This window comes from Acinetobacter sp. QJM3NY_42 (assembly GCF_056173745.1).
In genome coordinates, this window is record NZ_CM149689.1 from 2,968,705 (window position 1) to 2,987,697 (window position 18,993).

The 18,993-nt window shown below is 45.0% G+C and carries 12 protein-coding genes, 2 tRNA genes and 3 rRNA genes; 5 read left to right on the forward strand and 12 right to left on the reverse strand.

What is annotated here, in order from left to right:
- Window positions 1–11 precede the first annotated feature (11 nt).
- Together AC0VYT_RS14105 and ilvD are read right to left on the reverse strand one after the other, a co-directional pair.
- Window positions 12–1,316, reverse strand: a complete 1,305-nt coding sequence (locus AC0VYT_RS14105) for a hypothetical protein (RefSeq protein ID WP_005017634.1) — start codon at window positions 1,314–1,316, stop codon at window positions 12–14.
- Between the two features lie 74 nt (window positions 1,317–1,390).
- Window positions 1,391–3,076: a dihydroxy-acid dehydratase gene (gene ilvD / locus AC0VYT_RS14110; protein WP_005017626.1), complete on the reverse strand. Its 1,686-nt coding sequence runs from the start codon at window positions 3,074–3,076 to the stop codon at window positions 1,391–1,393.
- A 315-nt stretch (window positions 3,077–3,391) separates the two neighbouring features.
- On the opposite strand from ilvD, the gene fmt reads away from it, so the two are divergent.
- Together fmt and rsmB are read left to right on the forward strand one after the other, a co-directional pair.
- Window positions 3,392–4,354 (forward strand): methionyl-tRNA formyltransferase, encoded by a 963-nt coding sequence (fmt, locus tag AC0VYT_RS14115; RefSeq protein WP_005017623.1) that lies wholly within the window; start codon window positions 3,392–3,394, stop codon window positions 4,352–4,354.
- Complete coding sequence (gene rsmB / locus AC0VYT_RS14120; RefSeq protein WP_005017620.1) at window positions 4,351–5,658, forward strand: 16S rRNA (cytosine(967)-C(5))-methyltransferase RsmB; 1,308 nt, start codon at window positions 4,351–4,353, stop codon at window positions 5,656–5,658. Before fmt ends, rsmB begins: the two co-directional genes overlap by 4 nt.
- Window positions 5,659–5,681: 23 nt before the next feature.
- On the opposite strand, the gene zupT is transcribed toward rsmB, so the two are convergent.
- From zupT to AC0VYT_RS14135, 3 genes are all read right to left on the reverse strand, one after another.
- Complete coding sequence (zupT, locus tag AC0VYT_RS14125) at window positions 5,682–6,491, reverse strand: zinc transporter ZupT (RefSeq protein ID WP_005017619.1); 810 nt, start codon at window positions 6,489–6,491, stop codon at window positions 5,682–5,684.
- Window positions 6,492–6,580: 89 nt separating this feature from the next.
- On the reverse strand, window positions 6,581–6,709 hold the full coding sequence (locus AC0VYT_RS14130; RefSeq protein WP_005017618.1) for a methionine/alanine import family NSS transporter small subunit: 129 nt from the start codon (window positions 6,707–6,709) through the stop codon (window positions 6,581–6,583).
- An 8-nt stretch (window positions 6,710–6,717) separates the two neighbouring features.
- Window positions 6,718–8,196, reverse strand: coding sequence for a sodium-dependent transporter (locus tag AC0VYT_RS14135; protein WP_005017616.1), 1,479 nt, complete (start codon window positions 8,194–8,196; stop codon window positions 6,718–6,720).
- Between the two features lie 537 nt (window positions 8,197–8,733).
- Between AC0VYT_RS14135 and AC0VYT_RS14140 the strand changes: the two genes are divergently transcribed.
- The 3 genes from AC0VYT_RS14140 (at window position 8,734) to AC0VYT_RS14150 (ending at window position 11,365) form a co-directional block, all read left to right on the forward strand.
- Window positions 8,734–9,426, forward strand: coding sequence for a TIGR04219 family outer membrane beta-barrel protein (locus AC0VYT_RS14140; RefSeq protein ID WP_005023885.1), 693 nt, complete (start codon window positions 8,734–8,736; stop codon window positions 9,424–9,426).
- Between the two features lie 72 nt (window positions 9,427–9,498).
- Entirely contained in the window at window positions 9,499–10,584 is a 1,086-nt protein-coding gene (locus AC0VYT_RS14145; protein ID WP_111282697.1) for a zinc-binding metallopeptidase family protein, read from the forward strand.
- Window positions 10,585–10,819: 235 nt separating this feature from the next.
- On the forward strand, window positions 10,820–11,365 hold the full coding sequence (locus AC0VYT_RS14150) for a type 1 glutamine amidotransferase domain-containing protein (RefSeq protein WP_248130420.1): 546 nt from the start codon (window positions 10,820–10,822) through the stop codon (window positions 11,363–11,365).
- A gap of 107 nt (window positions 11,366–11,472) precedes the next feature.
- On the opposite strand, the gene rrf is transcribed toward AC0VYT_RS14150, so the two are convergent.
- The 7 genes from rrf to AC0VYT_RS14185 all read right to left on the reverse strand — a co-directional run bounded on the left by rrf (window position 11,473) and on the right by AC0VYT_RS14185 (window position 18,951).
- Window positions 11,473–11,587 (reverse strand): 5S ribosomal RNA (gene rrf, locus AC0VYT_RS14155).
- Window positions 11,588–11,777: 190 nt separating this feature from the next.
- Window positions 11,778–14,667 (reverse strand): 23S ribosomal RNA (locus AC0VYT_RS14160).
- Window positions 14,668–15,028: 361 nt separating this feature from the next.
- Window positions 15,029–15,104 (reverse strand) — tRNA-Ala (locus tag AC0VYT_RS14165).
- A gap of 55 nt (window positions 15,105–15,159) precedes the next feature.
- Window positions 15,160–15,236, reverse strand: a tRNA-Ile gene (locus AC0VYT_RS14170).
- Window positions 15,237–15,297: 61 nt separating this feature from the next.
- Window positions 15,298–16,834 (reverse strand): 16S ribosomal RNA (locus AC0VYT_RS14175).
- The 16S, 23S and 5S rRNA genes sit together here with 2 tRNA genes alongside, the layout of an rRNA operon.
- Window positions 16,835–17,665: 831 nt before the next feature.
- A complete protein-coding gene (locus AC0VYT_RS14180) occupies window positions 17,666–18,517 on the reverse strand; it encodes an alpha/beta hydrolase family protein (protein ID WP_075041420.1) in 852 nt (283 codons plus the stop codon).
- Entirely contained in the window at window positions 18,514–18,951 is a 438-nt protein-coding gene (locus tag AC0VYT_RS14185; protein WP_005017607.1) for a MarR family winged helix-turn-helix transcriptional regulator, read from the reverse strand. Before AC0VYT_RS14185 ends, AC0VYT_RS14180 begins: the two co-directional genes overlap by 4 nt.
- Between the last annotated feature and the right edge of the window lie 42 nt (window positions 18,952–18,993).

Consider the following 18,993-nt stretch of genomic DNA (forward strand, 5'->3'; position numbering starts at 1 on the left):
AGGTTCTTTGATTAATCCCTCTGCTGATGCTCTGCATCATTTTCAGTTTTATACTTTTCTTCCAATACATTGTTAAAAATACTTTCAATCATCCAGACCCGGTACAGGCTGTTAAAGGTATAGCTCTGCCCATCAATCCGTAATTGCAATACTGGTAAACTAGGTTGGTGCATGTTTTCACAGTGCATATCATTCTTTTCCAGTAATGTCACAACATCCTGTTCACCAAGCTGCTCAATTCCCAGACTATGCTGTAGTTGCATAAAATGCGGTTTATACGACAAATCTTTGCCTTGCGTCCACACTGCTTTGAGTAGAGTGTACATGGTTTCAATACGCTGTTCTTCCGGCACACTATAAAATAATCGTGCCATATTTAAAGTTGCTTCCTGAGTGGGGCGGCAAAATGGCGTAAAAGCAACTTCGGTGCGTTTTGATAGGCGGGTGGCCAGACTCCAGTCAAACCAGTCACGGCCATGGTAACTGAGCGGATAAACCTGCAACTGGATATTATAATAATCTGCCAACTCTTCTTTAATATAAGCCAGCAGTAGCCAGCTAATAGGGTCTTCAAGTGCAATATACAGATCAAGCTCCGGATGCATACTGTGAATATCTGACAGCTCTTCAGCATCACTGAGCAGATGCTCACGCCACTCGATATGATTGATCAGGAAAATCGGATTACCCGTCAGCAGTTTTTGCTGTTTGAGACGGCGGGTTAAACGCAGCAGATCATCAACTGCATGGTATTTTCGTCCACCGAACTCAAAGTAGCTGGACAAGATTGCATTATCTGTAAAGATTCGCTCCGGATAGTCATGCGGCTGTTGATGGCGCTTGGCCATTGCATACAGTGTGCGCAACTTGCCATATTGCTGCTGCCAGAGCATATGAAACACATCCTCAAGCAGATACAGGAAATTACGCCCCTGTAACGGTGTATTACGAAGTATCAGTTCGGCCTGTTGCAAGGCCTCTGCAGTAGGCAGTTCCGGAGTTTCATGAAAGCTAAAACGGTGCTGCTTTGCCAGAATCTGCGCATCATTAACGCAATAGGCCTGCCATTCACTGGCAGTCATGTTATTAGGTGGTTCAGCTGCCCGGCTTGAAATAATAATTTTGAGCGGCTTGATGTCATCACTGAGAATATTGTCGAGCTGGGTCAGCTGCTGTGCAGCCAGATAACTATAGACATCATCCAGCCGCAGATAAATACTCAGCCCCTGATCTGTAGGCAATACCGCCTGCCGGGAAGGTTTTTGATAAAACCAGCTCGATCGGATCGGATCAAACCAACGGCGTAACAGTGACATGTGAGTAGCCTCTAAAAATAAAAAACCCTTGTCTTAATACAAGGGTTTATAACAAGTCAGGACAAAATGTTCAATTACACATCCAGATTTAGATCAGTAACGGCACCCTTGTCTGCGCCTGCTGCCAGTTTAGCAAACTTGGCCAGCGCACCCGAAGTATAATTTGGTTTCGGTTTAACCCAAACGGCTTTACGAGCTGCCATTTCTTCATCTGAAATATGCAGGGTCATCTCACGGGTCTCGGCATTAATCGAAATCCGGTCACCATTTTTGACCAGACCAATCGGTCCACCTTCATAGGCTTCCGGAGTTACATGACCAATTACAAAACCATGACTACCACCCGAGAAGCGGCCATCTGTAATCAGGGCAACTGACTGGCCCAAGCCCTTACCGATAATGGCAGAGGTTGGCTTGAGCATTTCTGGCATACCGGGTCCACCTTTTGGCCCTTCACCACGGATGACCACGACTTCGCCTTCTTGAACTTCGCCATCCAGAATACCGCGCATAGCTCCAATTTCACCTTCAAATACCCGCGCCGGGCCTTCAAAGTAAAGCCCTTCTTTACCGGTAATTTTTGCCACGGCACCCATAGGAGACAAGTTGCCCTTCAACACTACCAGATGTGAATCCTTTTTGATTGGTGCATCAAACGGCATGATAATCTGCTGACCCTCAGGATAATCTTCTACATCAGCCAAGTTTTCAGCCAGAGTTTTACCAGTTACTGTCATGCAAGAACCATCCAGCATGCCACGGTCCAGCATCCGCTTCATCAGGGGCTGGATGCCTCCGATTTTAATCAGTTCCGACATCAGGTATTTACCTGAAGGGCGTACATCAGCAACAACCGGAATATCCTTGCCAATACGTACGAAGTCATCCAGTGTCAGTTCGACACCGGCAGTATGTGCCATCGCAATCAAATGCAATACACCGTTGGTTGAACCGCCCAGAGCAATCAGAACTTTAATTGAGTTTTCAAATGCCGCCTTGGTCATGATATCGCGAGGCTTGATATCCAGACGTAACAGGTTCATTACTGCTTCGCCAGCACGCGCACAGTCGAGCTGTTTGTCACTTGATATAGCTTCTTGCGAAGATGAACCCGGCAAGCTCATGCCAAGCGCCTCAATGGCAGAGGCCATTGAATTTGCGGTATACATTCCACCGCATGATCCTGGACCAGGCAATGCCACTTCTTCGATCTGCTTGACCTGAATTGCACTGATTTCACCTTTGGCATGCTGGCCTACTGCTTCAAAGACCGAAATCATATCGGTGTGACCTTCACCCGGTTGAATCGTACCGCCATAAATAAACAGGCCCGGGCGGTTCAGACGGGCAAGTCCCATAATGCATCCCGGCATATTCTTGTCACAGCCACCAATTGCAATTACGCCATCATAAGCCTGGCAGCCAACAACAGCTTCAATTGAGTCAGCAATAATCTCGCGGGATACCAGTGAGTATTTCATACCTTCAGTACCATTTGAGATACCGTCAGAAATAGTAATGGTATTAAAAATGATTCCTTTACCACCGGCTGTATTCACGCCACTTTCTACTTCACGCGCCAGACCATCAATATGCATATTGCATGGTGTAACATTTGCCCAAGTCGAGGCAATACCAATAAATGGACGGGTAAAATCATCATCATTAAAGCCCACCGCACGCATCATGGAACGTGCCGGCGCATTTTCGATGCCCTCATAAACTGGTGCTGAATGCTCGCGTATATTTTCTTTGCTCATGAAAACTCACTCCGTGGCTTAGGCGATGGCCATAGCTATGATCGCATCATCTGTATTTTTTAATTGTGATCATTCTATAGAAGCCTCTGTATTTCTTAAAGCTGCAAAGGCCTTTATCTCTCGAATAATCCCGAAAACTTGCATGAATAATTTTTTATTTTTATATAAAATAAAATTATCAATAAATAGTTTTAAATAAATTTTTGTTCATGTATAGCAGTCAGTTTGTTCAGGTTACAGCCGGATACGCATCGCTTTTAGGCCTCTAGCCGATTATGCCTTATACTTGAAACAAGTTTATAGCGGATTGCACTTGTGAGAATCATTTTTGCCGGCACCCCTGAATTTGCCGCAGTAGCTTTAAATGCATTATTAAAAACACCTCATGACATTGTGGCGGTTTATACCCAGCCAGACCGCAAGGCAGGTCGCGGCCAGAAATTGACTGCCTCAGCGGTAAAACAGCTGGCACTTGCACATGATCTGCCCGTTTTTCAGCCTCTGCATTTTAAAAGCAGTACTGAAGAAGGGCTGGCCGCACAGCAGCAGCTGGCCGCACTTAATGCAGATGTAATGGTGGTGGCGGCTTATGGTCTAATTTTGCCACAAGCTGTTTTAGATACTCCTAAATATGGCTGCCTGAATATTCACGGTTCGCTGCTGCCACGCTGGCGTGGTGCTGCCCCTATTCAGCGCGCTATCGCTACAGGCGATCAGGTTACTGGTGTCACTATTATGAAAATGGCTGCCGGGCTGGATACAGGCGATATGATGCTTAAAACGCTATGTCCGATTCTGGCCAGTGATACCTCGGCAACCTTGCATGATAAACTCGCAGTACAAGGCGCTGAAGCCATCTGTACAGTGCTCGAATCTGAGCAGACCCTGCAACAGGCACTTGCTGACAGTGAAGTCCAGAATGACAGCTTGGCTGTGTATGCTCATAAGCTGAGCAAGGCTGAAGCAGAAATTGATTGGACTCAGGATGCAGTAGCTCTGGACCGCAATATCCGGGCGTTTAATCCGTGGCCGGTAGCATTTTGTCAACTTGATGACAATATTGCGCTGCGTGTCTGGGAATCACGGCTTTCAGACCAGCCAGATACTGCGGCCCAGCCAGGTGAGATTGTTGCGATCGATAAAAAAGGGGTTCATATAAAGTGCGGTCAGCACACTGTACTTTGCTTGACCAGCCTGCAATGGCCAGGCGGTAAACCGCTGAATGCTGTACAAATTAATCAAACCCAGAAACTGAAGGTTGGGCAAATCCTACAATGAGTTATATTCCCTCTCCCGGTCCAGACCTGAATTTACGTGCACAAGTGGTGCATAGTCTGCTGGCAGTACAACAGGGCCAGTCTCTGTCACTGATCCTGAACCAGCAGCTAAACCAGGTGGCCGACCGTGACCGAGCCTTGTTCCATGAGTTGTTACTAGGTACTTTACGCCAATGGTTCGCCCTCAAGTCACTGGCCCTGCCATTGCTGACCAAGCCCCTGAATAATCCTGTAGTCGAAACCTGCCTGTATTTAGGGTTGTATCAGGTACTTTGCACCCGTATTGCGCCACATGCTGCAATTTCGGAAACGGTCACTGCAACCAAACAGCTGGGCTTTCATCCGCTCAGTGGCGTGGTTAATGCCATTTTAAGACGGGCCACACGGGAAACCGAGCAATTTCAGCACACCCTGAACCAGGCGCATGGTCTGCCAAGCTGGCTGTTTAAACGACTGAATAAAGACTGGCCCGAGCAGATCCAGTCACTCAGCCAGAACCTCAAGCAATCAGCCCCACTGACCCTAAGAGTAAACCAGCGTAAAATCAGTCGTGAAGCCTATCTGGAACAACTGCATAATATACAGATTCAGGCCCATGCCTGCGTTGTATCAGAGGTAGGGATTGTACTGGACCAGAGTATGCCTATACGTGAACTACCAGGTTATGACGAGGGCTGGTTTTCAGTACAGGATGAACATGCCCAGCTAAGTACCAGCCTTTTGCCCAATTTGAATACTAAAACGGTTATTGATGCCTGTGCAGCGCCTGGCGGGAAAACGGCGCATCTTCTAGAAAAGTACCAACCTGCGCTACTGGTTGCATTAGATCAGGACCCACAGCGTTTAAAACGAATTACAGAGAATCTGCAACGGCTTGACCTTGAAGCTGGTCATGTTCAGATTGAAGCAGGCGATGCAACACGCTGGCAGCCTGAACAGCCAGTAGACTGTATTATTTTAGATGCGCCCTGTTCGGCTATTGGGGTTCTGCGCCGGCATCCCGACATCCGGCTGTTGCGTCAGCCCTCAGACATTGCCCAGACTGTCGATCTGCAAAAACGGATTTTGCATCATATGTGGCAACAGCTTAATGTTGGCGGAACTTTGCTTTATATCACCTGCTCGATTTTAAAAGTTGAAAATGAGCAGCAAATGACCCAGTTCTTTATTGAACACAAAGATGCTGTAGAAGACAAGATCCAGGCAGATTGGGGGATTGAGCAGCTCTATGGCCGCCAGCTGCTGCCAGAACCTGGACATGGCGATGGCTTTTATTACTGTAGAATTAAGAAAGTGGCAATTTAAGCCACTTTTTTATTCAGCCACTCTTAACTAATAAATCTGAACAGTACCAGACTTGAAGCCAAAATCGCCATGCCGGATACCAGTCCATATACGGTTTCATGGCCTTGGCTATAACGTTTGGCTGTAGGCAGCAGCTCGTCTAAGGCCAGATAAACCATCACACCACCAATAATTCCAAAGACAATGCCATAAATTGCATCACTCATGAAAGGCTGCAAAATAAAATAGCCAAGTGCTGCACCTACAGGTTCAGCAAGACCGGAAACAAAGCTTGCACCTAAAGCAAGTTTTTTATTCTGAGTGGCTATATAGACGGGTAAAGCAATGGCTACCCCTTCAGGAATATTATGAATAGCAATTGCAACTGCAAGTGGTGCTCCCAAGGTCGGACTTTCCAGTGTGGCAAAAAAAGTTGCCAAACCTTCGGGCAGATTATGGGCAGTAATAGCAAACAGGGTCAGCAGTCCCGTCCGCATCAGCTGCTGCTGATCCAGTCCATGCTCTGTACCTTTTTCTACACTTTCATGCGGGTTAGGAATGAAGTGATCAAGTAGTAATACCAGAATAATACCCAGCAGCAATGAAAAAGTTCCCAAGGCATAACCGGTTTTAGGGTCAAAAGCACCAGAGAAAGAAGCAATAGATTTATTAAGAATTTCAGTAAGCGAAACGTAAACCATCGCACCGGCTGAAAAGGCCAGACCGAATGATAAAAACCGGAAGCTGGGCTGCCTAAAAAACAGGACCAGCGCTCCGCCAATCACTGTGGCCAGTCCGGCCAATAAAGTGACCAGAAAAGCTGTCAGGACTTCTTGCTGCATGAAGTTATCCATGGTTTGTCCCTTAAAAGTAAAAAGTCATTATCTACAAGAGATAATGACTTTTTTTATAGGCTTTCAGTATTGAAGCAATGTATTTTTATTTAGAGTCTATGTTGGTCATTAATATCGATCTCTTCAGGATGTCGCATCAAGTGAAGAATAGATAAAATTAGACCACCCCATAGAAAGACAATGGAAATGACCAGCATAATAATTGCAGATGTATTCATATCACCTCCTAACGCTGACTGAGCTTAGTAAACAGCAATGCGCCTAGCGCACAGAAAATAATACTGCCCCAGCCAAACCAGACCTGAAGGCTTAAGGAGTAATCACCATAGCCTTTTTGCAGTAAGGCATTTAAAGTCAGTGCCAAAGTTGACAGCAGTACCACTGGAGTAACTACAGTTAGTGTAAGTTCCCAAGTACGGCCCAGTTTAACTGTAGAAATCGAGTTGATGTGAATTTCTAGTTCAGTCATCAGTACACGTTTGAACCAGGAAACGATAATAATTGAAACTAAAGCACCCGACACAATTCCAAGGTTATTAATAAAGTGGTCAATAATATCGACCAGCTTGATGGCATTGACACTTGAGAACAGGAAAATAGATACCGCACCTGTACTGAAACCAATCACACTTACAGCTTTCTTGCGGCTCCAGTTTAACTTGTCCTGCATGGCAGCAATTGGCACTTCCAGAATACTGACCATTGAAGTTACACCAGCTACAAACAGTGAACCAAAGAACAGAATACCAAACAGATCAGCCCCGGCTCCCAGACTTGAAATCAGTTTAGGAAATGCAATAAAGGCCAGTCCGATCCCGCCACTTACTACTTCCTGTACGCTAGTACCGGCCGAGTGAGCCATAAAGCCCAGTGCAGCAAATACCCCAATACCAGCTAGAAGCTCAAATGACGAATTGGCAAAACCGACAATAAGACCCGAACCCGTTAAATTGGTTTTTGGCTTTAGATAGGAGGCGTAGGTCACCATAATACCGAAGCCAACAGACAAAGAAAAAAAGATATGACCATAAGCTGCCAGCCAGACCTTATAATCCATCATGGCTTTCCAGTTCGGGGTAAAGAAGGCATTTAAACCATCAGCTGCACCAGGTAAGCGCAATGCCTGAATCACCAGAATAGTAAATAGCACTACCAGTAAAGGCATAAAGATACGGTTAGAAAGCTCAACTCCTTTTTTTACGCCTCCATAGAGAATAGCCAAAACCAGCGCCCAGACACCCACCAGAGGCCAAAAAAGATGGCTAACAAAAGACATATCAAAATTGCTGGCTTCCGAAGTTCTCAGGAAGGTTTTGAAGAAGAAAGCCTCCGGGTCATTCCCCCATATTTGTCCCATAGAGAAAAATATATAACTACCCGCCCAGGTGAGCACTCCAGCATAGTACAAAGCAATAATGATACATACACACACCTGCCACCAGCCCAGTGATTCAGCAGGTTTAAATAGTTTTTTATAAGCCTTAGGCGGTGCACCATTGCTTCGGTGCCCGACGGCATAGTCCAGAAATAGCAGAGGTAATCCTGCTGTTAATAGAGCAATAAGATAGGGAATTAAAAATGCACCACCGCCATTTTCATAGGCAACATAGGGAAAGCGCCAAATATTTCCCAACCCCACGGCTGAACCGATGGCCGCAATAATAAAACCTGATCGCGCGGACCAATTTTCACGAGTATCTGTCATAAAACACCTAAATCTTAGGTTTCTTTTAATGCTGCTTTTTTTTGGGATAATAACGCAAGCAAAAAAAGTATCCTGAATAAATCTTCCTTGTTTGAACTTAGGTCAGCCTTTTGAGCTGTATGTCTAATTCACAAACCTGCAAAGTCAGAAAGGCCTGCTTAAAGCCGAATCTGGAGTTTTGCTTTTTTATGAAGAAACAATACCTGTTTTTGTTTTACTTTGCTGTAATTTCTACAGTCACCTTTTTAAATCTTTCGTCTATTTATCCTTCACTTGTTTTAATTTCAATTATTTAGAAAAATAATTTATAAAGTACAGTCTTATATAGTCCTAAAAATTATAAAAATCTTATTAAAAATTTTCTGTTTTATCCAATATAACCCAATATTTTTCTCTTGCTGACTCTACATTTAAATATAAGTCATCAAATAAAGTTTGCTATATGATGCGCTCTATTACCCGTAGAAATAGTAAAAAAACACCTTTTTACTGCTCCGGTTTTTTAATTTGCTTTTTCATCATTATAAAAGAGACCTTATGAAGTTTTTTCAATATTCAGGTATTGCATTAATGGTCAGCCTAGCCCAGCTTAGCCATGCAGATATCATTGGTGCAAAAGCCGGTATAGATTACTGGTTCTATGATGGCCAGCTCAACCGCAACCAGCAGAACCTTAATGATCAGGACCTTGACCAAAAAGGTAGCCCTCAGCTGTCGCTTTCTATTGAACATCCTGTACCGTTGATACCGAATGCCAAACTTAAATATGTTAATTTAAACAGTCAGACAGAAAATGAGCTTGCCGGTGTACCATTACATGAAGTAGATCTAGATCAGACTGATGCTATTTTATATTACGAGATACTCGACAATATTATCAGTGCTGATGTCGGTGTGGGAGCACGTTTTCTTGATGGTAAAATTTCTTCTGTAGGGCTAAATACCCTCGACATTGATGAGACCTACCCGGTACTTTATGGTCTGGTGCAGGCCAAACTTCCCTTTACTGGTCTAAGTGCTCAGGCAGAAGGTATTTATACTAACGTCAATGATGCCAAAATAACTGATCTACAAGCTGAAATAAAATATAACGTAATTGACAGTCTGCTCGTTGATTTAGGTGCAAAAGTTGGCTACCGTAGTTTGAGTATCGACCTGGATGACTATGAAGATAATGATCTGAAATTCGAGTTCAAAGGTCCATATTTAGGATTAGAAGCACATTTTTAACAAGAACATCCAGACGGCCAGCCAATAAAACTTCATTACTGGTCGTCATCACCTATGCATACTGAGTAAGCAATGAAAATCTTCTATTGCCAACAATGCCAGAACCAAGTTTTCTTTAATAATATCTACTGCGAAAAGTGCCAAGCCGCTCTAGGCTATATTGTCGAAAAGAAAATAATGGGTACTTTCAAGCCAGTTAATGACCAGCTTTGGCAACATGCGGATCCCAAGGATTCCAAGCCAGACTATAAACCCTGTTATAACTACGTTCACCACCAGGTCTGCAACTGGATGATTCCGGTAGATGACCCGAATATGTATTGTCCTTCGTGTCAGTTAACCCATAAGATTCCGGATCTATCCATTCCTGAAAATAAACAGTATTGGGGAGCATTAGAACAGGCCAAACGCAGATTTTTATATCTAACCCAGCAGATGAATATCTTGCCGCGTCCGAAAACAGATGATCATGACCGTTATGGCCTGCGTTTCAATTTCCTGATGCCCCTTCCGCATGAGTCTGTGATGACTGGCCATGCTGATGGTGTGATTACCTTAAATGCTTCAGAAGCGGATGTAGTGCATCGTGAACGGACACGGCTTAACATGGGTGAAAATTATCGCACCCTGCTCGGCCATTTCCGTCACGAAAGCGGCCATTATTATTTTGATCTGCTGACCCATACTTATCCAGAATGGCTGGAAGAATTTCGCCAGCTGTTCGGTGATGAAAGACAGGACTACGCCAAGGCCTTAGAGCATCATTATGAACAGGGTGCACCAGAGAACTGGAGTGAGAGCTATATTAGCCAATATGCCTCTGCACATCCTTGGGAAGATTGGGCGGAAACCTGGGCGCATTACCTACATATGATGGATACGCTCGATACCGCATATCATGCTGGTCTAAGGTTAGAGCCTAACCGTCCATCTGACCCTGCCATGAAGTTTAAAGAATCTCCTATTGGCTCACAGGACTTTGAACAGACCCTGATTAACTGGTTTGCTTTGAGCTATAGCTTAAATGCACTTAATCGCAGTATGGGGCTTGAAGACGCTTATCCGTTTACCTTATCCGATACAGTACTGGATAAACTCCGTTTCATACATAATGGATTACTCAAAGTAGCATTACAGCCAGAAGTACGGGAAGCCTGAATCACTGAAATTGGACAATGATTATTACTTGAATTAGACAATTTCATGCTGAATAAAACACAGTATTTAAAAAGCCCTGCTTTTAGTAGGGCTTTTTATATGAGTCATAAAAATGAATGTAAATAAATTTGAAACTGTATCTGTTTTATACAAAGCTGCTTAAGAACTGCTATAGGGGGTTCTATAAAACTCGACTAATCTAAAGAAATATAAAACCAGTAAGGAGTTCAGGAACATGGCAAAAAAAGCATTAATTATTACTTCAAATGCCGGTGTAGAACATGACGAGCTGATTAAACCGCTTGAATTTTTGAAGAGTAAAGGCATTGAAGCAATTCATGCTGCCGAAAAAAATGAAGAAGTACAGACCATGAAAGGTGATAAAGAACCTGGACCAACCTACACACCTGACAGTACTTTTGAAAAGGTCGATCCGGTCGATTATGACATCCTGATTGTACCAGGCGGTACGGTAAATGCTGATACCCTGCGCATTAATGAACAGGTGCAACAACTCATTCAGCATTTTACAGATAACGGTAAACCCATAGCCATGATCTGTCATGCACCTTGGACATTAATTAATGCCGGGCGAATTGAAGGTAAAACCGTTACTGGCTATCAAAGCCTGGAACTGGACCTGAAAAATGCAGGTGGATTATGGAAAGATGAAGCGGTGGCCTATTGCAAGGCCCATGGGTGGATTTTAATTACTTCACGTAATCCAGGAGATCTGCCTGAATTTAATGAAGCAATCTTAAAAGAACTAGAAGCCGCTTAAACCGGACTATCAGCCATTGCCAGCATTGCTATAGTTAATTCCCTTTGTTTTCTACATCCCAGGCATAAAAAAAGCCCCCTCGATGAGGGGGCTTTTTTGGAATAATGAGCTGGCGATGACTTACTCTCACATGGGTAACCCCACACTACCATCAGCGCTAAGAGGTTTCACTTCTGAGTTCGGGAAGGGATCAGGTGGTTCACTCTTGCTATGGTCGCCAGCACAACTGTTGATGGACTTGTTCGGGTCTGATTTAACTGCGGTGCAGTATATGCCGTACTTTAGTCCAAATGAGTTATTAACAGAGGGCAGATCTGGGTCTGAATTGTATGTTCCAGCATCAGGCTGAATCAAGGGATATTGCATATTTATGAATCGATTGATGCTTTGTATACAACTGTTTGGGTGTTGTATAGTCAAGCCTCACGAGCAATTAGTATTGGTCAGCTTCACATATCACTATGCTTCCACATCCAACCTATCAACGTCCTGGTCTTGAACGGCTCTTTAGGTGACATAAAGTCACGGGGAAATCTTATCTTGAGGTAGGCTTCCCGCTTAGATGCTTTCAGCGGTTATCCCTTCCGAACATAGCTACCCGGCGATGCGACTGGCGTCACAACCGGTACACCAGAGGTTCGTCCACTCTGGTCCTCTCGTACTAGGAGCAGATCCTCTCAAATTTCCAGCGCCCACGGTAGATAGGGACCGAACTGTCTCACGACGTTCTAAACCCAGCTCGCGTACCTCTTTAAATGGCGAACAGCCATACCCTTGGGACCTGCTTCAGCCCCAGGATGAGATGAGCCGACATCGAGGTGCCAAACACCGCCGTCGATATGAACTCTTGGGCGGTATCAGCCTGTTATCCCCAGAGTACCTTTTATCCGTTGAGCGATGGCCCTTCCATACAGAACCACCGGATCACTAAGACCTACTTTCGTACCTGCTCGACTTGTGGGTCTCGCAGTTAAGCGCGCTTTTGCCTTTATACTCTACGCGTGATTTCCGACCACGCTGAGCGCACCTTCGTACTCCTCCGTTACTCTTTAGGAGGAGACCGCCCCAGTCAAACTACCCACCAGACACGGTCCTCGACCCAGATTATGGGTCAGAGTTAGAACCTCAACATTACCAGGGTGGTATTTCAAGGATGGCTCCATAGGAACTGGCGTCCCTACTTCAAAGCCTCCCACCTATCCTACACAAGTAAGGTCAAAGTTCAGTGTCAAGCTGCAGTAAAGGTTCACGGGGTCTTTCCGTCTAGCCGCGGGTACACTGCATCTTCACAGCGATTTCGATTTCACTGAGCCTCTGCTGGAGACAGCGCCGCCATCATTATGCCATTCGTGCAGGTCGGAACTTACCCGACAAGGAATTTCGCTACCTTAGGACCGTTATAGTTACGGCCGCCGTTTACTGGGGCTTCGATCAAGAGCTTCGCTTACGCTAACCCCATCAATTAACCTTCCAGCACCGGGCAGGCATCACACCCTATACGTCCACTTTCGTGTTTGCAGAGTGCTATGTTTTTAATAAACAGTTGCAGCGGCCTGGTTTCTGCGGCTGCCGACAGCTCAAGGAGCAAGTCCTATCACCATCAGCAGCGTACCTTCTCCCGAAGTTACGGTACCATTTTGCCTAGTTCCTTCAGCAGAGTTCTCTCAAGCGCCTTGGTCTACTCGACCTGACCACCTGTGTCGGTTTCGGGTACGATTCCTGTGTAACTGAAGCTTAGAGACTTTTCTTGGAAGTATGGTATCGGCCACTTCGCCAGTAAACTGGCTTGCTATCGACTCTCAGCATAGAGCACCCCGGATTTGCCTAAGATGCATGCCTACTGTCTTCCACCTGGACAACCAACGCCAGGCTGACCTAACCTTCTCCGTCCTCTCATCGCATTACACAGAAGTATTGGAATATTAACCAATTTCCCATCGACTACGCCTTTCGGCCTCGCCTTAGGGGTCGACTCACCCAGCCCCGATTAACGTTGGACTGGAACCCTTGGTCTTTCGGCGAACGGGTTTTTCACCCGTTTTGTCGTTACTCACGTCAGCATTCGCACTTCTGATACCTCCAGCAGACTTCTCAATCCACCTTCATCGGCTTACAGAACGCTCCCCTACCACGCACATAAATGTGCATCCGCAGCTTCGGCACATAGTTTTAGCCCCGTTACATCTTCCGCGCAGGCCGACTCGACTAGTGAGCTATTACGCTTTCTTTAAAGGGTGGCTGCTTCTAAGCCAACCTCCTAGCTGTCTATGCCTTCCCACATCGTTTCCCACTTAACTATGATTTTGGGGCCTTAGCTGGCGGTCTGGATTGTTTTCCTCTTGACTACGGACGTTAGCACCCGCAGTCTGTCTCCCGGATAGTACTCATTGGTATTCGGAGTTTGCATCGGTTTGGTAAGTCGGGATGACCCCCTAGCCGAAACAGTGCTCTACCCCCAATGGTATTCGTCCGAGGCGCTACCTAAATAGCTTTCGGGGAGAACCAGCTATCACCGAGTTTGATTAGCCTTTCACCCCTATCCACAAGTCATCCCCCGGCTTTTCAACGACGGTGGGTTCGGTCCTCCAGTTAGTGTTACCCAACCTTCAACCTGCTCATGGATAGATCACCCGGTTTCGGGTCTATACCCAGCGACTAGACGCCCTATTAAGACTCGATTTCTCTACGGCTCCCCTATTCGGTTAACCTCGCCACTGAATATAAGTCGCTGACCCATTATACAAAAGGTACGCAGTCACACCACGAAGGTGCTCCCACTGCTTGTATGCATGCGGTTTCAGGATCTATTTCACTCCCCTCACAGGGGTTCTTTTCGCCTTTCCCTCACGGTACTGGTTCACTATCGGTCAGTCAGGAGTATTTAGCCTTGGAGGATGGTCCCCCCATATTCAGACAAGGTTTCACGTGCCTCGCCCTACTCGTCATCATTATGTGTGCCCTTTCGTGTACGGGACTATCACCCTCTACGGTTGCACTTCCCAGAGCATTCCTCTAAAACACACATAACTTAATGGGCTGATCCCCGTTCGCTCGCCGCTACTGAGGGAATCTCAATTGATTTCTTTTCCTGAGGGTACTGAGATGTTTCACTTCCCCTCGTTCGCCTTGCATGACTATGTATTCATCATGCAATACCTACCTTATGGTAAGTGGGTTTCCCCATTCAGACATCTCCGGATCACAGGATATTTGCCGCCTCCCCGAAGCTTTTCGCAGGCTATCACGTCTTTCATCGCCTCTGACTGCCAAGGCATCCACCACATGCACTTAATTACTTGACTATACAACCCCAAACAGTCGACGTTACCTACAAGGAGCAACTTCAACATTACAGTTTAGAGCACTGTGCATTTAAGCACTGTACAGCTTCAATCTAAATTCATATACCAAAACGCTTGATTCAGTTAATTTGCTAGTTCTCAGTTCAATCTACGTTAGTCAACAGGTTGCCCTGTAACGTCTATTGAATGAGTTGAACAATTTATTTCAGACTCAAATTTGCCAATCTGTTAATGATTCACTGCATCCTCGTCGGATTGCAGTCAACTGTGATAAATCACAGAAGTTAATAAGATGTGCTTTACGCTAAGTTCTCATTAAATTCTGTAATCTCTAGCTTCGAATCAAATCATGTTTGATTCGTGGTGGAGACTAGGAGAGTCGAACTCCTGACCTCCTGCGTGCAAAGCAGGCGCTCTACCAACTAAGCTAAGTCCCCAGCTTATCAATAAGTCAACATATCTGTTTTTCTGCATTACTGCTTTCGTCAGTAGTGGTGGGTCTGACAAGACTTGAACTTGTGACCCCACGCTTATCAAGCGTGTGCTCTAACCAACTGAGCTACAGACCCTCAGATACATCGTCATGAAGAACAACTTGTTGTGGATTCTTACCAATCGTCAATCTTTCGTTAAGGAGGTGATCCAGCCGCAGGTTCCCCTACGGCTACCTTGTTACGACTTCACCCCAGTCATCGGCCACACCGTGGTAAGCGTCCTCCTTGCGGTTAGACTACCTACTTCTGGTGCAACAAACTCCCATGGTGTGACGGGCGGTGTGTACAAGGCCCGGGAACGTATTCACCGCGGCATTCTGATCCGCGATTACTAGCGATTCCGACTTCATGGAGTCGAGTTGCAGACTCCAATCCGGACTACGATCGGCTTTTTGAGATTAGCATCACATCGCTGTGTAGCAACCCTTTGTACCGACCATTGTAGCACGTGTGTAGCCCTGGCCGTAAGGGCCATGATGACTTGACGTCGTCCCCGCCTTCCTCCAGTTTGTCACTGGCAGTATCCTTAAAGTTCCCACCCGAAGTGCTGGCAAATAAGGAAAAGGGTTGCGCTCGTTGCGGGACTTAACCCAACATCTCACGACACGAGCTGACGACAGCCATGCAGCACCTGTATCAGAGTTCCCGAAGGCACCAATCCATCTCTGGAAAGTTCTCTGTATGTCAAGGCCAGGTAAGGTTCTTCGCGTTGCATCGAATTAAACCACATGCTCCACCGCTTGTGCGGGCCCCCGTCAATTCATTTGAGTTTTAGTCTTGCGACCGTACTCCCCAGGCGGTCTACTTATCGCGTTAGCTGCGCCACTAAAGCCTCAAGGGCCCCAACGGCTAGTAGACATCGTTTACGGCATGGACTACCAGGGTATCTAATCCTGTTTGCTCCCCATGCTTTCGTACCTCAGCGTCAGTATTAGGCCAGATGGCTGCCTTCGCCATCGGTATTCCTCCAGATCTCTACGCATTTCACCGCTACACCTGGAATTCTACCATCCTCTCCCATACTCTAGCCAACCAGTATCGAATGCAATTCCCAAGTTAAGCTCGGGGATTTCACATTTGACTTAATTGGCCGCCTACGCACGCTTTACGCCCAGTAAATCCGATTAACGCTCGCACCCTCTGTATTACCGCGGCTGCTGGCACAGAGTTAGCCGGTGCTTATTCTGCGAGTAACGTCCACTATCCTAAAGTATTAATCCAGGTAGCCTCCTCCTCGCTTAAAGTGCTTTACAACCAAAAGGCCTTCTTCACACACGCGGCATGGCTGGATCAGGGTTCCCCCCATTGTCCAATATTCCCCACTGCTGCCTCCCGTAGGAGTCTGGGCCGTGTCTCAGTCCCAGTGTGGCGGATCATCCTCTCAGACCCGCTACAGATCGTCGCCTTGGTAGGCCTTTACCCTACCAACTAGCTAATCCGACTTAGGCTCATCTATTAGCGCAAGGCCCGAAGGTCCCCTGCTTTCTCCCGTAGGACGTATGCGGTATTAGCGCTCCTTTCGGAACGTTGTCCCCCACTAATAGGCAGATTCCTAAGCATTACTCACCCGTCCGCCGCTGAATCCGGTAGCAAGCTACCTTCATCCGCTCGACTTGCATGTGTTAAGCCTGCCGCCAGCGTTCAATCTGAGCCATGATCAAACTCTTCAGTTAAAATCATTTGTACCTTATTTATAGACAAGGTACCAATTCTGGCTCATTAATCTTCTGACTAAAAATTTACTCAAATAAACTTCGAGAAATTTCTACCATTCAATCAATGAAAATTATTTCGATCGATCAACCAGTAAAAATCCACACAAGTTGTTCTTCATATTCTCTTAATGATCTTTCTAATACCTCGTCAGTACTAGAAGCTGGACTTCGATAAACTCAACAACTTAGCGCCTTGCGCTTGTTTATTTCCGTCTATCTCGTCGGTATGGGGTGCATTCTAGAGGATTTCGGAATCATTGCAACCCCCCATTTAATATATTTTTCACGTATGTACTATTTTTCAGCAAAAATAGGGAAAAAGGCTTTTTATTTCTCATTTTTTAACCATTTTCTTGTATTTTTTCTTACTTTTTTAATTTTTTTAAATCATTATTTCTTATTTTAACTTCGGCTAGACAAGTCAATTTTTATTCTTCACTCATCTATTTCATATGACCTAAATTATTATTTAAACCCTGCTGTATGTTTTATCGCCTCTATTTAAATTAATTTTTAAGAAAGGCTATATAGCTTTCATCGACCTTTAGGCTGGTCATTGCTGGATACTGGCCCGGACCTTTTTATATTCTTTTTCAAAAAATAGTTGAGCGCATTTTTTATATGATAATGAAGAATCACTCACTGCTTGTATTCAGGCAGATTAATATCCCGCTTAGATATAATTAACCCTAGCCTCTTAATGATATTAAAAAATTTTATTTTTAAATTTTCTGTTCTCTACGTATCAAGGAAGAGTAGCTTTATTCACTCTTCCTTAATACTCTAGAATCAGTTTAACTGACCAGCAATAAGTGGCCATAAATTTTGGTGTGAAGGCCTGAACATTAACATATGCCCAATTGATCGATGGCCATAATGTTTTGGTTGTATAATTAATTTCTTTGTAGGGGCTAGCGGATAAAGTTTCAACAAAGCATCAATATTCTGTTCTGTTGCAATTTCATCATCAGCTGCTGCAATAGCAGTAATCGGGCAGCAAACCTGCTCATGATAATGTTTATTGATCGTTTTATCTACCGCATTCATAACATAGCCAGGACGGCTACAGAATTGTGCCCATTGCCGCGCAACGCCTTTCGGTAAGTTTTCGCCCATTCCAATTACTTTAGCGGCTCCATATCCTTTAAAAGCTGAACTTAGGGGAAATAGCAGATTAAACATAAGGGGTGCCAGAAGTTTGGTACGACCTTTTAATCCTTTGATATACCCTGTCGAGCCTGCAATAGAAATAAGCTGTTTAACCTGCTGATGATTTTCAACCAGACCCACTAACTGACCACCCGCACTATGCCCGATAATGTTTACCTGAGAGGCACCCGTCTTTTTTAGCGCCGTATCAATGACCGCTGGCAGGTCCAGTAAACCCCAATCTTGAATAGATGCTTTAGAATCTTTTAGTGCGCCATTAAGTGAAGCACCAATTCCCCTAAAGTCAAAAGTCAGAACATCATAGCCCTGCTGAGTTAACCATACGGCAAAAGGTTGATAGAATTGCTGAACAATACCAGTAGCTGGAGAAATGATTACAGGTTCACTCTTTTTTATAGGGGCAGTACTAGGGTAAAAAATTCCTTTCAGGATATAGCCATCTCGACATTTCACTTCAATATAGTTATTCATAAATCTTTTTCCTTCATTTTATCTAAATTTTTTGTCAAAAAATCTAGCCATTTTTCAATAGTACAAATTTCTTCAATGCTAAATCCCTGCTGCATATACTGATTTAAATAAGTGGCTTTTTGCTTGAGCTCTGGAAGAAGTGATCTGGATAAATCGGTCAAAAATAGACAGGTAGTTCTAGCATCGGTTGGAGAACTTTTTTTAATCACCAGCTTTTGTATTGTCATTCGTTGAATGAGCCCGGTAATTGCAGAGGGAACCAACTGCATCCGTGAAGCCAGTTCCGTAAGCGTTATGCCATCCTGCTGATCAAGATAAAACAGTACCAGCATTTGTGAAGGACTTTGTAATTCTTCTGGAAGACACTGCCTGATCAGGCTTTGTACTTTATGGTCTGCCTGACTCAGCAGATAGATCAATTTAGGTCGAGACACAAAATACTTCATATGTGAAATAATTAATTATTCTGCTTGATT

What these genes read in the sequence shown, in the direction of transcription:
- AC0VYT_RS14150 (WP_248130420.1), top strand. Translation starts at nt 10,820, where the DNA reads ATGGCAAAAAAAGCATTAATTATTACTTCAAATGCCGGTGTAGAACAT.
- zupT (WP_005017619.1), bottom strand. Translation starts at nt 6,491, where the DNA reads ATGGATAACTTCATGCAGCAAGAAGTCCTGACAGCTTTTCTGGTCACT.
- AC0VYT_RS14130 (WP_005017618.1), bottom strand. Translation starts at nt 6,709, where the DNA reads ATGAATACATCTGCAATTATTATGCTGGTCATTTCCATTGTCTTTCTA.
- AC0VYT_RS14105 (WP_005017634.1), bottom strand. Translation starts at nt 1,316, where the DNA reads ATGTCACTGTTACGCCGTTGGTTTGATCCGATCCGATCGAGCTGGTTT.
- AC0VYT_RS14135 (WP_005017616.1), bottom strand. Translation starts at nt 8,196, where the DNA reads ATGACAGATACTCGTGAAAATTGGTCCGCGCGATCAGGTTTTATTATT.
- AC0VYT_RS14180 (WP_075041420.1), bottom strand. Translation starts at nt 18,517, where the DNA reads ATGAATAACTATATTGAAGTGAAATGTCGAGATGGCTATATCCTGAAA.
- ilvD (WP_005017626.1), bottom strand. Translation starts at nt 3,076, where the DNA reads ATGAGCAAAGAAAATATACGCGAGCATTCAGCACCAGTTTATGAGGGC.
- rsmB (WP_005017620.1), top strand. Translation starts at nt 4,351, where the DNA reads ATGAGTTATATTCCCTCTCCCGGTCCAGACCTGAATTTACGTGCACAA.
- AC0VYT_RS14140 (WP_005023885.1), top strand. Translation starts at nt 8,734, where the DNA reads ATGAAGTTTTTTCAATATTCAGGTATTGCATTAATGGTCAGCCTAGCC.
- AC0VYT_RS14145 (WP_111282697.1), top strand. Translation starts at nt 9,499, where the DNA reads ATGAAAATCTTCTATTGCCAACAATGCCAGAACCAAGTTTTCTTTAAT.